General features: G+C 35.1%; 13 protein-coding genes. 10 read left to right on the top strand and 3 right to left on the bottom strand.

Annotation, left to right across the window (positions count from 1 at the left end):
• Positions 1–5: 5 nt before the first annotated feature.
• The gene (locus Q0857_RS04290) at positions 6–242 is read left to right on the top strand and encodes a FeoA family protein (protein WP_298532535.1); all 237 of its coding nucleotides are present in this window, start codon (positions 6–8) and stop codon (positions 240–242) included.
• Positions 235–2334 carry a ferrous iron transport protein B gene (feoB, locus tag Q0857_RS04285; RefSeq protein WP_298532533.1) on the top strand — a complete coding sequence of 700 codons (2100 nt, stop codon included), beginning with the start codon at positions 235–237 and terminating at the stop codon, positions 2332–2334. The genes Q0857_RS04290 and feoB overlap by 8 nt, the downstream gene beginning before the upstream one ends.
• A gap of 198 nt (positions 2335–2532) precedes the next feature.
• On the opposite strand, the gene Q0857_RS04275 is transcribed toward feoB, so the two are convergent.
• Positions 2533–3063, bottom strand: coding sequence for a DUF4251 domain-containing protein (locus Q0857_RS04275; RefSeq protein ID WP_298532530.1), 531 nt, complete (start codon positions 3061–3063; stop codon positions 2533–2535).
• A gap of 89 nt (positions 3064–3152) precedes the next feature.
• Here Q0857_RS04275 and Q0857_RS04270 point away from each other — a divergent pair, with 89 nt between their 5' ends.
• From Q0857_RS04270 to Q0857_RS04235, 8 genes are all read left to right on the top strand, one after another.
• Entirely contained in the window at positions 3153–4043 is an 891-nt protein-coding gene (locus Q0857_RS04270) for a family 16 glycoside hydrolase (protein WP_298532528.1), read from the top strand.
• Between the two features lie 122 nt (positions 4044–4165).
• Positions 4166–4825: a metal-dependent transcriptional regulator gene (locus Q0857_RS04265; RefSeq protein ID WP_298532527.1), complete on the top strand. Its 660-nt coding sequence runs from the start codon at positions 4166–4168 to the stop codon at positions 4823–4825.
• Positions 4812–7121 (top strand): TonB-dependent receptor, encoded by a 2310-nt coding sequence (locus Q0857_RS04260; protein ID WP_298532525.1) that lies wholly within the window; start codon positions 4812–4814, stop codon positions 7119–7121. The genes Q0857_RS04265 and Q0857_RS04260 overlap by 14 nt, the downstream gene beginning before the upstream one ends.
• Before the next feature lie 9 nt (positions 7122–7130).
• A complete protein-coding gene (locus tag Q0857_RS04255) occupies positions 7131–8036 on the top strand; it encodes a zinc ABC transporter substrate-binding protein (RefSeq protein WP_298532523.1) in 906 nt (301 codons plus the stop codon).
• A 92-nt stretch (positions 8037–8128) separates the two neighbouring features.
• Positions 8129–8866, top strand: a complete 738-nt coding sequence (locus Q0857_RS04250) for a metal ABC transporter ATP-binding protein (protein WP_298532522.1) — start codon at positions 8129–8131, stop codon at positions 8864–8866.
• Positions 8867–8869: 3 nt separating this feature from the next.
• Complete coding sequence (locus Q0857_RS04245; RefSeq protein ID WP_298532520.1) at positions 8870–9997, top strand: metal ABC transporter permease; 1128 nt, start codon at positions 8870–8872, stop codon at positions 9995–9997.
• Complete coding sequence (locus Q0857_RS04240; protein ID WP_298533116.1) at positions 9990–11150, top strand: metal ABC transporter permease; 1161 nt, start codon at positions 9990–9992, stop codon at positions 11148–11150. The genes Q0857_RS04245 and Q0857_RS04240 overlap by 8 nt, the downstream gene beginning before the upstream one ends.
• Positions 11151–11152: 2 nt before the next feature.
• Positions 11153–11512, top strand: coding sequence for a YraN family protein (locus tag Q0857_RS04235; RefSeq protein ID WP_298532518.1), 360 nt, complete (start codon positions 11153–11155; stop codon positions 11510–11512).
• Positions 11513–11517: 5 nt separating this feature from the next.
• Here Q0857_RS04235 and Q0857_RS04230 read toward each other — a convergent pair whose 3' ends face one another.
• On the bottom strand, positions 11518–12852 hold the full coding sequence (locus tag Q0857_RS04230) for a TlpA disulfide reductase family protein (protein ID WP_298532517.1): 1335 nt from the start codon (positions 12850–12852) through the stop codon (positions 11518–11520).
• A 19-nt stretch (positions 12853–12871) separates the two neighbouring features.
• Positions 12872–16210 carry a transcription-repair coupling factor gene (mfd, locus tag Q0857_RS04225; RefSeq protein WP_298532515.1) on the bottom strand — a complete coding sequence of 1113 codons (3339 nt, stop codon included), beginning with the start codon at positions 16208–16210 and terminating at the stop codon, positions 12872–12874.
• Positions 16211–16253: the final 43 nt, after the last annotated feature.

Here is a 16253-nt window from a genome sequence, read left to right as displayed (position 1 = left end):
TAAGCTTGCAGGATACTTTAGCAGAATTAAAACGGGGAGAAAAGGCTATAATTACTGATGTTTCTTCTTTTCATATCCCATTAAAACTCCTAGAAATGGGTTGTTTACCTGGCACCCCAGTAAAACTTGTTCAATTGGCACCTTTTCAAGACCCCATGTACTTAAATATTAATGGGTCTCATTTAGCAATCAGAAAAGAAACCGCTGCTCACATATTAATTGAAAAAGTAACTAATGAGTAAACAGATCAATGTAGCGCTTATTGGGAATCCCAATACAGGAAAAACCTCAGTCTTTAATGCACTTACTGGGTTAAACCAAAAAGTAGGGAACTACCCAGGGATAACCGTTGAAAAAAAAGAAGGTGTTTGTAAATTACCTAGGGGCGTTAAAGCTCATATTATTGATTTACCAGGAACCTACAGTTTAAATGCCTCTTCGCTAGATGAAAATGTTGTCATCGAATTATTATTAAATCAAAATGACAAAGACTTCCCAGATATTGCTGTGGTTATCACTGACGTAGAAAACTTAAAACGAAACTTACTTCTTTTTACACAGATAAAAGATTTACAAATCCCAACACTGTTAGTCATTAACATGGCTGACCGCATGAGCTACAAAGGCATTTCACTAGATATTGAACACTTAGAGGAACAGCTACATACCAAAATAGCTTTGATAAGCACACGAAAGAACGAGGGTATTGACAAGTTAAAACAGCTAATTACAAATTATAAGGATATTTCTGTAAAAGCGTGTTTAGACATAAAATCCATTGACACTAACTATTTTGAAAACCTGCATAAAGCCTTTCCTAACCAACTACTATACAAACTTTGGCTAGTAATTACCCAAGATGTAAATTTTGGAAAAACCAGCAGGAATGAATTTGATGCGGTATCCGATTTTAAAACTAAAAGTTCCACAGATTTAAAGCGTTTACAGCAAAAAGAAACCATAAAACGCTATCAGTATATTAATAATGTTCTCAAAGCTGGACAAACTATTGACGCATCGAAAGCCAAAGATTTAAGATCAAAACTAGATCGGGTTTTAACGCATAAGTTCTGGGGATATGTTATATTCTTTTTTATTTTACTCACCATATTTCAAGCGATTTATGATTGGGCTAACGTACCAATGGATTTGATTGATAGTGCATTTGCCTCGCTGAGTGAATGGACTAAAAATATGTTACCGCCAGGAGCGTTTACAAATTTGATTTCTGAAGGTATTATCCCTGGGCTTGGTGGGATTGTTATTTTTATTCCACAGATAGCCTTTCTATTTTTGTTTATAGCAGTGCTAGAAGAAAGTGGCTATATGAGTCGCGTCGTTTTCTTAATGGATAGAATCATGCGCCGATTTGGCTTAAGCGGAAAAAGTGTTGTACCCCTTATATCTGGAACCGCATGCGCTATACCAGCCATTATGGCCACACGAAATATTGAAAGTTGGAAAGAACGTTTAATTACTATTTTAGTCACGCCTTTTACCACATGTTCCGCAAGGTTACCTGTTTATTTAATTATTATTTCATTAGTAATTCCTGAGGGCCGATTTTTTGGATTAGGGTATCAGGCATTAACCCTAATGCTCTTGTATTTGCTAGGGTTTGGAACAGCCGTATTATCGGCTTATGTCCTAAACAAAGTCCTTAAAATTAAAAGCAAGTCCTTCTTTGTTATTGAAATGCCTAATTACAAACTTCCCTTATTCAAAAATGTAGCGTTAACAGTCATTGAAAAGACTAAGGCCTTTGTTTTTGGTGCTGGTAAAATCATTTTAGCAATTTCAATAATTCTTTGGTTTTTGGCTTCTTATGGCCCAGGGGAAGCGTTTAATAATGCAGAAGAAATAATTAGGACTGAATACGCTTCAGAACACTTAGAAGAGGCTGAAATACAAAAGAAAATTGCATCTCACAAATTAGAACATTCTTATATTGGTATTACTGGGCGAGCTATTGAGCCTTCCATTAGACCCTTGGGTTATGATTGGAAAATAGGCATTGCGATTGTAAGTTCATTTGCAGCACGCGAGGTATTTGTAGGTACTTTAGCAACCATATACAGTGTTGGAAATGATGATGAAGAGACAATAAAGAATAGAATGGCCGCAGAAACAAACCCCACCTTAGGAGGACCGCTATTCACATTTGCTTCGGGTATCTCGCTTTTGTTATTTTATGCATTCGCCATGCAATGTATGAGTACTCTAGCTATTGTTAAAAGAGAGACAAATAGCTGGAAATGGCCTGTTTTACAATTAATTATAATGACAGTTTTTGCTTATATTGTAGCACTGATAGCGTTTCAGTTTTTAAAATAAGTATTATTAATATCAGACTAAGTGCCTATGAATACTATAATTCAAAACATACTTGTCTTCGCAGCTATAGCTGCTGCTATCGCTTTTCTGATGAAAAAATTTATATGGAAAAAAAGCACTGCTAAAAAAGCTTGTGGTAAAGATGACTGTGGATGTCATTAATGGGCAGTGATAGGCTTTAAAATAAACAGCAAAAATTTATAAACCCTTGGATATATCTCCATTATAGGTCATTAAACTCTTTCTGTTACTCATTATGGTTAAGGTTGAATTCCCTGCTGTTCCGGTTATATTAATTTCATAAGTATCATTACTATCTTTAACCACAACCTGTATTTTATATTTACCTTTTGTTTTATCAATATTGTATTTTTCGGGCTTGCCTTTGAATGTTAATCCAACATCAGCACTCCCATAGTGTCCTGCCCCAGTAGATTCACCAAAAAAGGGCATACTACTATCCACGAGTTCAGGACTAAACTTTAAATAATTTTGATTCGTAGTAAGATCTATTGACCTACCTCTGCTCGATATAGCTCTACGTCCAACAAACACAAAGGTTTTACTTTCTACTAAAGCTGAAAACTCCTTTTCCTGTTCAACTTTCTTTTGCTGTTTCAATTCTTTTTTAGTCAACTCTTGAGCAAACCCATTATAAGATAGTAGTCCCACCATAATCAACAATACAACTGTCTTTAAACAAAGGATTTCACTTTTAAATGTCTTCATTACCATAATTGTTTTTATTAAGAGATAAACTTACTTAAACTTACAATTTTTTCAGTTAAATTTGGAAGTATTCATAAAAAAATGAACTAATGATACTATATCCTAAACCCTTAATTATACTTTTTTCACTGGTTATGACCTCTGTTGTTGCTCAAAAAAAAGCAACTACTATTAATTTATTAGATGCTAATCTCAGTCATTTTGAAAAATTTATAGGTGTTCCGCATGAAACGGTTATAGGGCTTTCCAAAGACACACCAAAATCAGAAGATGTAACTAAAGGTGTTCCTCTAGGAATCAATAATGACTTAAAAAACGTTTTCACAACCACCAATATTCACGGAGAAACTATTCTCAATATTAGTGGAGAAATATATGGATGCATTACTACTAAAGACAACTATAGTAATTATCATTTTAGCACGATGTTTAAATGGGGTAACAAAAAATGGGAACCAAGGCTTAAACAAAAAAAAGACTCTGGTATTTTATATCATAGTTATGGCGATCATGGCAGGTTCTGGAATACATGGAAAACCTGTTTAGAGTTTCAGGTTCAGGAAACAGATCTAGGAGATTTTATTTCATTACCTGCGAATTCAATTAAACCAAACCCTGGGGGCCCAATAGTTCAAATTAGAGGGAACACCAATTCTGAAAAAAAGCAGTACGACCCAAATTTTGATACTTATTTTGAGGGTAAAGGGTATATACACGCCTATCTGGAACCTCAAACACCTCATGGAAACTGGAATCATTTAGAGCTTTATGTTGTTGGCAATAATGCTGTACATGTCGTTAACGGCAAAGTAGTCATGGTTGTTGAAAATGCGATTAACCCGGAAACGAAAAAACCGCTAACCGAAGGACAAATACAAATTCAATCGGAAGCTGCCGAGTGCTATTATAAAAATATGACACTAACACCGATAACCAAATTCCCCAAGTTTATACGCGAAGACGTTAAGTTTAAACTTTAATTCATTTTAAAATAAATCTTTTTAAAGGTTCTGTTTTTTATAAAAAAAAGCAGAACCTTTATTTTTTTAGTTACATTTGTAAAATATTTAAGCAAGCTTAAATATTAATTAAAGCGAAACGAATGTCAACTGCAATTGAAAACTTTGTTAAGGCCATTTACAAAAATGGCAAAAGAGATAATAACGACACCAAACCGGGTAATATAGCCAAGGAACTCGGTATTTCAAATGCCGCTGCCACGGATATGGCAAAAAAACTTTCTGCCAAAGACTTATTACATTACAAGAAATACCAAGAACTTAAATTAACTGATAAGGGCACTAAAATGGCCCTTAATGTTGTACGAAAGCATCGTTTATGGGAAGCCTTACTTTTCAAATTATTTGATTTATCATTACATGATATCCATAAGGAGGCCGAACTTCTTGAACACCAAACATCAGATTTATTAGCCAATAAAATCAGTGCCTATTTAGGTCATCCTAAATTTGACCCGCATGGTGACCCTATTCCTAATGAACATGGTGAAATCACAACGATTGATACGTCTATAGCATTATCACAAGCTGAAGAAGGCAAGACTTACATTATTTCGCGCTTAATGAGCGACGATAAAGAGTTTTTCGAGTTCTGCGCACTCAATGAACTTAAGTATAGCAATACTGTTTTTGTATCCAAACAATTCAGTAATAATAAAATGACCCAGATTTTAGTAAAAAACAATACCATTTTACTAAATCAAGATTTCAGTTCTATAATCTATGTTAATGAAAATAATTAAAAACACCCTTTGTTTTTTAATGGTGTCATGTGGTTTGCATGGCCAGACAATTAAAGGTAGAACAACATCTGATGGTATGCCGCTGCCTTATGTCAATATATTTCTTAAGAATACAACCAAAGGCAGTTCAAGTAATGACAACGGGAACTTCAGCATAACAAATGTGCCAAATGGTTCTTATACTATAGTTGCCTCTTTCACTGGTTTCAAAAATGTTGAAAAACAAATTTCAATAGCAGCTGGAAAAACCAATACGGTAAATTTTGAACTTCAAGAATCAGAAAGTCTAAATGAAGTAATAGTGACAGGGACATTAAAAGCCGTGTCTCGCCTTGAAAGTCCTGTACCTGTAGAGGTATATACCCCTGCCTTTTTCAAAAAAAATCCCACGCCAAATATTTTTGAAGCCTTACAAAATGTTAACGGCGTTAGACCTCAACTTAATTGCAATGTCTGTAATACGGGCGACATTCATATCAATGGCCTTGAGGGGCCTTACACCCTTGTTTTAATTGACGGTATGCCTATTGTTAGTGGGTTATCTACCGTATACGGTTTATCTGGAATTCCAAATTCTCTTATAGATCAAGTGGAAATTGTAAAAGGTCCAGCATCCTCGCTTTATGGCAGTGAAGCGGTTGGAGGATTAATTAATATTATCACTAAACTACCTGAACACGCACCCATGTTCTTTGGAGACACGTTTATTAGCGGTTGGGGCGAGTTAAATGTGGACTTAGGTTTTAAAGCTAATGTTGGGAAAAAGGCTAATTTACTCATGGGAGTAAATTATTTCAATTATTCTAATCCCATTGACAACAACCAGGACAACTTCACTGATGTCACCTTGCAAGATCGTATTTCAATTTTTCAGAAATGGAGTTTTAAACGTAAAAGCAACAAACTATTCTCTCTGGCAGGTCGCTATTTTTATGAAGACAGATGGGGCGGAGAAATGCAATGGAATAAAAGTTTTAGAGGTGGTGACGCCGTTTATGGAGAAAGCATTTACACCTCCCGCTATGAGCTTATTGGTAATTACCAACTACCCGTTGAAGAAAATATGATCTTCCAATTTTCATATTCAGATCACGATCAGAATTCTGTATATGGTGACACACCTTATTTAGCAAAACAACGTATTGGTTTCGGTCAACTCATTTGGGATAAACCACTAAAACACCACGACTTTCTTTTTGGTATGGCTGGAAGATATAATTATTACGATGATAATACTCCCGCTACAGTAAATGCTGATGAAGTTGTTATCCCTTCTCTTTTTGCTCAAGATGAAATCACCCTGAGCCCAAAACAGCGGCTACTTTTGGGAACGCGATATGATTATGATAGCAGACATGGTTCCATTTTCACACCACGTATAGCCTATAGATTTAAACCAACTGAAGATGATATTATAAGACTTAATGCCGGTACGGGATTTAGAGTGGTTAATCTATTTACTGAAGAACACGCCGCATTAACGGGCGCCAGAGATGTTATTATTGAAGGCGAATTAGAACCTGAGCAATCTTATAATGTTACCCTCAATTACCTCAAGAAGCTTTATATTAAAAACGGCATGTTGTTTACCTTTGATGCCTCTGCATTCTATACCTATTTCACGAATGCCATAATCCCAGATTATGACACCGACCCAAATAAAATATTTTACAGAAACCTAGATGGTTTTTCAACTACAAAAGGTATTAGCGTTAATATTGACGCTGTTTTTGGCAGTGGTATTAGAGGATCTATAGGCGGGACAATACAAGACGTTTCTAAGGAAGAAGATGGTATAAAAACCAAACAAATACTAACCGAAAGTTATTCCGCTGTTTGGTCCTTATCATATAGACACTACCCTACTAACATAACGGTAGACTATACGGGAAATCTTTATGGGCCCATGCGTTTACCACTATTAGGCGAATTAGATCCACGTCAAGAATACTCACCCACTTGGAGTATTCAAAATATTCAATTTACCTACAATGGCTTTAATAATTTTGAAATATATGCTGGGATAAAAAACCTACTTAATTGGACGCCAAATGAAGGGAATCCTTTTATTATTGCGCGATCAGAAGACCCTTTTGATAAAGAAGTAGATTTTAATGAAACAGACCAACCTGTCTCAGCCACTAGCCCGGCTACCGGACAAACCATAATTGTACAACCAGGTGGTGTACTACCAACTGATAACAACCCATATGCTTTAACCTTTGACCCCTCATATGTTTATGCTCCAAACCAGGGCAGACGCCTATTTTTCGGATTAAGATTTACATTAAATTAACTATAACACATGAAACATATTCTCTTCTTATTAATTCTTCCGCTAGCCTTTTTCAATTGTAAAAACGAAAAAAATGCCAATGGAAAACTTAATGTTGTTACGACTACCTCAATGATTACTGATTTAGTAAAAAACATTGCAGGAGACCACACTAACCTTCAAGGTTTAATGGGCAGTGGTGTAGATCCGCACTTATATAAAGCCAGTGAAGGCGATGTCACAAAATTAGCGAATGCAGATATCATTTTTTACAATGGCCTTCACCTAGAAGGGAAATTAGTCGAGGTTTTCGAGAAAATGAAACAGATAAAAACCATTGCCATTTCTGATGCCTTAGATAAAAGCACATTGATTGGTTCAGAATACTTTGCCTCCAATTATGATCCGCACATATGGTTTAATACAGATTATTGGATTCAAGCAACACAGTTTGTTGTACAGAAGCTAGCTGAAGCTATTCCGGAGCAAGAACAGGTTTTCAAAGCAAATGGTGCCAAATACATAAAACAATTGGAAGCTTTAAAATTGGAGATACAAACTGCGGTTAGCACACTTCCTAAAGAAAAACGTATTTTAGTAACAGCACATGACGCCTTTAACTATTTTGGAAAAGCATATGGATTTGAAGTTGTTGGTCTGCAAGGATTATCAACAGCTACAGAAGCCGGAGTTCAAGACGTTCAAAAACTATCAAATTTTATAATTGAGAACCATGTAAAGGCCATATTTATTGAAAGTTCGGTGCCAAAGCGTACTATAGAAGCTTTGCAAGCTGCCGTAAATTCAAAGGGACATAACGTTACAATTGGAGGATCTTTATATTCTGATGCTTTAGGTAATTCAGGAACCATTGAAGGCACTTATATTGGCATGTTTAGTTATAACGTAAATACAATAGTCAATGCTTTAAAGTAAAAATATTTGAAGCTTTTTCCTGCTATCGGCTGTATCTTTTTCTCGTACCTCAAAAAAGGATGCCGCTTCTATCAGGGCTAAAACAAAATTTTATGAGTAAAAATATAGCCGTAAAAGTTGATGATTTAACAGTAGCTTATAACTACAAACCAGTATTATGGGATATTGACTTAGAAATACCAGAAGGCGTGCTTATGGCTATTGTTGGCCCAAATGGTGCCGGCAAATCTACACTTATAAAATCTATTTTAGGCATTTTAAAACCCATAGCAGGAAGTGTTGAAATTTTTGGAATGAGCTATGCTAAACAACGCCATTTGGTCGCTTATGTACCGCAAAAAGGAAGTGTTGACTGGGATTTTCCAACCACTGCTCTTGATGTGGTAATGATGGGTACCTACGGGAGTTTAGGTTGGATAAAACGTCCAGGGCAAAAAGAAAAAAAAGAAGCTTTAGAAGCTTTAGAAAAAGTAGGCATGTTGGCTTTTAAAAACCGGCAAATTAGTCAGCTTTCAGGCGGACAACAACAGCGTATATTCCTAGCCCGCGCTTTAGTGCAAAACGCGTCAATCTATTTCATGGATGAACCGTTTCAAGGGGTTGACGCTACAACAGAAATTGCAATCATCAACATTTTAAAAGAACTCCGAAAAGCAGGAAAAACGGTTATTGTAGTTCATCATGACTTACAAACGGTTCCCGAATACTTTGATTGGGTCACCTTTTTAAATGTTAAGAAAATAGCAACGGGACCTGTAAAAGACATCTTCAATGATGATAACCTCACAAAAACCTATGGAATAAATTATAAAGTAAGTATTCAGGAATAATTCATGGACATAGCAGAATACATAAGACTTGTCTTTTCAGACTATACCTTAAGAACCATTACCCTTGGAACCGCCATTTTAGGAGCGGTAACAGGTATGCTAGGTAGTTTTGCAGTCTTGCGAAAACAAAGTCTTTTGGGTGATGCTATTTCACATGCAGCGCTTCCTGGCATTGCCATTGCCTTTTTAATTACAGGTGCTAAGGACAGTAATATTTTATTATTAGGGGCTTTAGTTAGTGGCCTTATTGGAACTTTTTGGATTCGGGGCATAATTAGTAAAACACATTTAAAATCAGATACAGCGCTAGGCCTCATTCTTTCCTTATTTTTTGGGTTTGGAATGCTCTTACTTACCTTCATACAAAAACAACCTAACGCCAATCAAGCTGGGCTTGATAAATATTTATTTGGCCAAGCAGCCACTTTAGTAGAAAGTGATGTTTGGATGATGACCATAGTAACTGGTGCCTGCCTACTAGTCCTTTTATTATTTTGGAAAGAATTCAAAATACTCCTCTTCGATGCAGATTATACCAAAACCTTAGGATTCAACACAAAATTTATAGACATACTAATAACAACCTTTATCGTACTAGCTACAGTATTAGGCCTACAAACCGTAGGTGTTGTTTTAATGAGTGCCATGCTATTAGCTCCTGCGGCAGCAGCGAGACAATGGACCAATAGCCTTGGTATGATGGTATTTTTAGCCGCTATTTTCGGAGCTCTTTCAGGGGTTTTTGGAACAGCAATCAGCGCCACTCAAAACAACCTTTCAACAGGCCCCGTAATTGTCATTATAGCAGGAATATTTGTGTTGTTTTCATTTATTTTTTCACCAAGTCGAGGATTACTTTTTAAACAGATACGTTTTATTAAAAACCGTCGTGATCTTCAATTACACAAAACACTTACGTTCATGTTTAGAATTGCTGAAACGCATGAGAATATTAGTCATCCGCACACCGTTAAAATATTAAACAATTTCCAGGGTTTTACTAAAAGAACACTTCAAAAATTAGTTAGAAAAAATTATGTTAAACTAGATGGCAATATGTGGAGTTTAACTGAAGAAGGCTTTAAAACCGCAACAAACTTATATAACCAACAAAATTCGAATGATGAGTAGCGCCCAATTTGAAATACAACTTATCGCCAGTTTGGTTGCCATTGCCTGCGCTATTCCAGGCACCTTTTTAGTTCTCCGAAAAATGGCGATGATTAGTGACGCCATTAGTCATTCCATATTACCTGGTATTGTTATTGGTTTTTTTATAACTCAAGATCTAAATTCACCCTTATTAATATTACTAGCAGCGCTTACCGGAATTCTAACGGTGGTTTTGGTAGAATACATTCAGAAAACAGGGCTCGTTAAAGAAGATACCGCCATTGGTTTAGTTTTCCCTATTTTGTTTAGTATTGGAGTAATTTTAATTGCCAAAAACGCCAACGATGTGCATTTAGATGTCGATGCCGTATTATTAGGAGAATTAGCCTTCGCCCCTTTTGACAGACTTATTATTTCTGGAGTGGATGTTGGACCAAAATCGCTATGGGTTATTGGCATTATATTAATAGTTACCATAGGCCTCCTTATTGCCTTTTTTAAAGAATTAAAAGTGAGTACTTTTGATGCGGGTTTAGCAGCTTCATTAGGGTTTTCTCCAGCAGTAATTCATTACGGACTCATGTCAGTATCGTCAATCACAACCGTTGGAGCTTTTGATGCAGTAGGTGCCATACTTGTAGTTGCCTTAATGATTGCTCCAGCAGCAACCGCTTATTTATTAACCAATAATTTAAAACGCATGTTACTTTACGCCATAGGCTTTGGTGTGTTTTGCGCGATTTCAGGATACTGGCTAGCACATGGTTTAGACGCCTCTATTGCTGGATCGATTACCACCATGTTGGGGATAGTATTCTTATTTGTTTATTTATTTGCTCATAACAAAGGAGTTATTGCTGTTTTATATAGAGAGAAACAACAACGTACTGAAGTGTCGCTCCTGACCTTTTTGTTACACCTAAAAAATCATTCTGAAGAAAGCGAACGCCATGTAAACCATCTTAATGAACATATAAATTGGCAAAAGGTGCGTTCTAAAACCATTTTAGATTTAGCTCTTAAAAACAATATGATTCAATTTGATAAGAACATTGTCTCGTTAACAGAAAAAGGTGAAGATTTCACCACTCAAGCCATTGACTATATTATCACTAACGAAGACGGTAAAATAGAACATATGAAGGATGATTTCTTTTTGTTTAGAGGGTAATTATGGCACAACACAACGAACTAGGCAAAAAAGGAGAACAGCTTGCAGTAGATTTTCTTCTTAAAAACAACTACATTATTATTGAGCAAAATTATCGCTTTGATAAAGCTGAAGTTGATATTATTGCTAAAAAAGATGAGATTCTAGCCATAATTGAAGTAAAAACCCGTTCCACAGCTGATTTTGGAAATCCACAAGATTTTGTAAAACCAAAACAAATAAAAAACTTAGTGAAAGCTGTAGATAAATATATTACTGAGAATAATTTAGATGTTGAAGTACGCTTTGATATTGTTGCTATTGTAAAAGAGGGAAATGATTTTAATATTGAGCATTTAAAAAACGCCTTTTATCACTTCTAACATATCTATTCTTCTTTTTTGCTATCCTCAAAAAATGCCTGAACCCCTTCAAAATTTTCGGGTTTAGCAATAATCTCTTTGTTTTTATTTAAAACGAAATAGGTTGGCGTGGAAGTAATACCATAGTCATCCCCAATTTTATTGTCCCATTTACCTTCACCATAAACATGAATAAACTCAGAGTATGTTTCACTTAATTCGTTCCACTTACTAGGTTCATCTTCCAAGGCAACAGCTATAACTTTTATTTCATTTTTTGATTTCATGAATTCCTGAAGTTGAGGCACTTCATCTAAACAATGTGAGCATCCAGTACTCCAAAATACAAGCACGTAAGTTTTAGCTAAATTTATATCTAGTAAATTCTTCCCATCTATATTCTTCTGTTCCTGATGCCCTAAAGCAAAATCTGGTGCTTCGCTACCATTTGAAAGATCTTTGTAAAGAATTAAAGTATGTAAAAGCTCTTGATCATTCAATGCCACAGCAATATCCATTAAGTATTTTTCTGAAATATAATTAGCTACTGATTCTATTTTCAAATCCACCATTTGTTGCCATAAGTCATATAACAAAATACGCTTAACTTCATTTGGTGCATCTTTCATTTCATTACAAACAACATCAATATTGGCCTTATAATTCTCCGTATCGTCCAATGATTTGGTTGTCATTCCAAAAACATAATTCAACATTTTTTCATCCAGAAAACTAGAACTTTGAAGTATTGAATTATTAAAATCTACATGATCAAAATAGTGTTTTTTTAATTGACTTACATAACTTTTCACATCTAAAGCCTTCTTAGGGGTGAACGGTTTATTGGCCTTTATAAACTCAAGCGCAATAGTTCCTTCTGCCGCTTCTTCATAGCTTAACTGTGTTTCTTTTTGAGTTTTAAAAATTGAACTTAAAGCAAGTGTATCACCACTATTCTGCCTAAAATAATTACCAATACTTTGCGTAACCATAGACATACTAGTGGTATATGAACTCAATAACTTATTTTCAACAGATTGACTATACGATACTCCTGTCTCAGAATTAAAACTTAGTTCAATATCCTCTTTTGCATTGTAAAGTATATCAAAATTATAATCTTCCTGAGGTACCGCATAAACTAATCGGAACACTCCTTTTGTTATAGTTGAGTCTAACTTAAATTCAAAACTTCCGTCAGGCTGTATTTCAGCATTTGCAACATATTCAGATATTATTGGCGTAACTTTATATAATAGTGCAATATTATATTCCTTAGCAGGAGTAAAAACACCTTTAATAGTATGTTGGGCTATTAGAAGTCCAGGAATTAAAAACACAATAAAAATTAGACGTTTCATATTTCTTTCAAAACAATTATTAAGCCACAATAGGCTGTAAAGCATTTAAGGCTTGTTTTACAGATTTTATATTTTCAAAAGTTAATAACAGCCTTAAGCCGTTTCTAGTTTGCTTTTCTTTCATTTTACATACCGCTGCATTCGTTTGCACAAACTTTAAAACCTTTGTAAAACTTTGGCTTTGATAAAAACTACTTTGCTTATCATTAATAAAATAACCTATTAACTTACCTTGTTTCATTATCATTCTTTCAAACCCAATTTTACTTGCCAACCACTTAATTTGGACACTGTTTAATAAATCGGTCACTTGCTCTGGCAACTCCCCAAATCGATCAATCAATTCTTTTTCAAAGATATGTAATTCATCTTCCGATTTTAAATTATTAAGTTGCGTATAAAGATTCAATCTTTCTGCAATATTATTCACATAACCATCTGGGAATAATAGCTCAAAATCAGTATCAATAGTAACATCTTTAACATAAACCTTATCTTCCTCAGGTTCATTATATAGATCTTTAAACTCGTTTTCTTTAAGTTCCTCGATGGCTTCATTCAATATTTTCTGGTACGTATCAAAACCTATTTCATTTATAAAACCGCTTTGTTCACCACCTAACAAATCTCCTGCTCCTCGAATTTCAAGATCTTTCATAGCGATATTAAAACCACTACCTAACTCTGTAAACTGTTCAAGTGCTGTAATACGCTTTCTGGCATCATCTGTCATTGCAGAATACTCCGGCGTAATAAAATAGCAAAATGCTTTTTTGTTACTACGTCCTACACGACCTCTCATTTGATGCAAATCACTTAATCCAAAGTTATTTGCATTATTAATAAATATCGTATTCGCATTAGGCACATCTAGACCACTTTCTACAATTGTCGTACTTACCAAAACATCAAAAGCTCCATCCATAAAAGCCAACATAAGTTGCTCTAGCTTCTTTCCATCCATTTGCCCATGGCCAATTCCTATTTTGGCATCAGGCACCAGCCTTTGAATCATTCCAGCAACTTCCTTTATGTTTTCAATTCTGTTATGAATAAAGAATATTTGCCCGCCACGTTCAATCTCATAACTTACAGCATCCCTTATAGACTCTTCATTAAATCGGATAACATGGCTTTCAATTGGATATCGATTAGGCGGCGGTGTTGTTATAACCGATAAATCTCGTGCTGCCATTAAGCTAAACTGCAAAGTTCTAGGAATTGGTGTAGCGGTTAACGTCAATACATCAACATTATCTTTAATCGTTTTTAATTTTTCCTTTACCGCAACTCCAAATTTTTGCTCCTCATCAACTATTAAAAGACCTAAGTTTTTAAACTTAACATTTTTATTGACGAGTTGATGCGTTCCAATAATAATATCAACTTTACCTTGCTCTAAACCTTCTAGAGTTTCACGTTTTTCTTTGGCGGTTCTAAACCTATTTACATAATCTACGGTAACAGGGAAATCTTTTAAACGCTGCCTAAACGTTCTTGCATGTTGATACGCCAGTATGGTTGTTGGAACTAACACAGCGACCTGCTTGCCATTATCAACAGCTTTAAATGCCGCGCGAATAGCCACCTCTGTTTTACCAAAACCAACATCGCCACATACTAAACGATCCATGGGGCGTTCGCTTTCCATATCGGCTTTAATATCGGCAGTTGCCGAACTCTGATCTGGTGTATCTTCATAAATAAATGAAGCTTCCAACTCATGTTGCATATAACTATCCGGGTTATACTGATAACCTTTTTCGGTTTTACGCTTAGCGTAAAGTTTTATTAAATTAAAAGCCACATGCTTAACACGTGCCTTTGTTTTTTGTTTTAAGGTTTTCCAAGCGTTGCTTCCTAGTTTATAAATTTTAGGAGGTTTACCGTCTTTACTGTTAAACTTGGTGATTTTATGCAGTGAATGAATACTTAAGTACAACACGTCACGCTCACCGTAAACCAGTTTTATAGCTTCTTGCTTCTTCCCTTCTACATCAATTTTCTGTAACCCTCCAAAACGCCCAATACCATGATCTATATGCGTTACATAATCTCCAATATCTAAATTGGTTAACTCTTTTAGCGTAATCGCTTGCTTTTTGGCATAGCCATTTTTTAACTGAAACTTATGGTATCGCTCAAAAATTTGATGATCTGTATAACACAAAATTTTAGCATCATGATCTATAAATCCCTGATGTAAAGATTGCACGATGGTTTGATAAGATACCTCCTCTTCAACATCATCAAAAATATCGTGAAAACGCTTTGCTTGCTGCTCACTCACACAAGCTATATAGTTAATATAACCTTTATTATGATTGACGTTTAAGTCTTCTATTAAAAGATTGAATTGTTTATTAAAAGATGGCTGAGGCGTGGTGTTAAATTCAATACTTGTAGTTGTATCAAATACATGAGAGGCCCCAAATTCAATAATTGAAAAATCCAGTAATTGCTTTTTCAGCAACTCGGCATTACAAAACAATTCATTAGGTTCAGCATGCTTAATATCTGAAGAAAGTGTTTTAAAAGCGCCTTCAGCTTTAGCATAAAAACCATCTATTCTTGAAAAAAGAAAATCGGCGTTTTTTAAACAAATGACCGTTTTTTGCGCAATATATTTCAGAAAACTTTGTCGGCTTTCTTGAACCATTTTATTGGCCACATTAGGAATAATACTGATTTTTTTGATTTGCTCAACAGACAACTGTGTCTCAACATCAAAGGTTCTAATACTATCTACCTCATCACCAAAAAACTCAATCCGATAAGGTTCATCGTGAGAAAATGAAAACACATCTACTATACCACCACGCACAGAAAACTCACCGGGTTCTGTAACAAAATCTACACGTTTAAATTGATATTCAAACAATACCTCGTTTACAAAATCGATAGATAGATTATCGTTAATTCCAACTTTAAGGGTATTACGCTCTAGCTCCTTTCGTGTCACTACCTTTTCAAATAAGGCATCAGGATACGTTACAATTACCGCAGGCTTTTTCTGAGAATTTATACGATTTAAAACCTCGGCACGTAGCAAGACATTAGCATTATCTGTTTCTTCAATATCATACGGACGCCTATAGCTTCCAGGATAAAATAAAACATTTTTATCGTTAAGCAGCTGCTCTAAATCGTTTAAATAATGTGCAGCTTCCTCTTTATCATTAAAAACTAAAAGAAATGGCTTATTCGCTTCTTTAAAAATACTCGAAATAATAAAAGAAAAAGATGACCCTACTAAACCTTTTAAATGGATTTTACTTTCGGTTTTGGCAATAGTATTTTGCAGATTTTGCGTTTGCAAAGCCTGTTTATAGGTTTGAGAGAGGGCAGATGTACTCACCTAAATTTTTTTTTGAAATGCAAATATAAGGTTTGATTTGATT

The sequence above is a fragment of the uncultured Algibacter sp. genome (assembly GCF_947495925.1).
In the GTDB taxonomy this organism is placed as follows: domain Bacteria; phylum Bacteroidota; class Bacteroidia; order Flavobacteriales; family Flavobacteriaceae; genus Algibacter_E.
This window is presented reverse-complemented; position numbering and strand designations above follow the sequence as displayed.

Bases quoted from the DNA above. Each gene is read 5' to 3' on its own strand.
- Q0857_RS04230 (WP_298532517.1), bottom strand. From the start codon at position 12,852: ATGAAACGTCTAATTTTTATTGTGTTTTTAATTCCTGGACTTCTAATA.
- feoB (WP_298532533.1), top strand. From the start codon at position 235: ATGAGTAAACAGATCAATGTAGCGCTTATTGGGAATCCCAATACAGGA.
- Q0857_RS04270 (WP_298532528.1), top strand. From the start codon at position 3,153: ATGATACTATATCCTAAACCCTTAATTATACTTTTTTCACTGGTTATG.
- Q0857_RS04275 (WP_298532530.1), bottom strand. From the start codon at position 3,063: ATGAAGACATTTAAAAGTGAAATCCTTTGTTTAAAGACAGTTGTATTG.
- Q0857_RS04255 (WP_298532523.1), top strand. From the start codon at position 7,131: ATGAAACATATTCTCTTCTTATTAATTCTTCCGCTAGCCTTTTTCAAT.
- Q0857_RS04240 (WP_298533116.1), top strand. From the start codon at position 9,990: ATGAGTAGCGCCCAATTTGAAATACAACTTATCGCCAGTTTGGTTGCC.
- Q0857_RS04265 (WP_298532527.1), top strand. From the start codon at position 4,166: ATGTCAACTGCAATTGAAAACTTTGTTAAGGCCATTTACAAAAATGGC.
- Q0857_RS04235 (WP_298532518.1), top strand. From the start codon at position 11,153: ATGGCACAACACAACGAACTAGGCAAAAAAGGAGAACAGCTTGCAGTA.
- Q0857_RS04245 (WP_298532520.1), top strand. From the start codon at position 8,870: ATGGACATAGCAGAATACATAAGACTTGTCTTTTCAGACTATACCTTA.
- Q0857_RS04260 (WP_298532525.1), top strand. From the start codon at position 4,812: ATGAAAATAATTAAAAACACCCTTTGTTTTTTAATGGTGTCATGTGGT.
- Q0857_RS04250 (WP_298532522.1), top strand. From the start codon at position 8,129: ATGAGTAAAAATATAGCCGTAAAAGTTGATGATTTAACAGTAGCTTAT.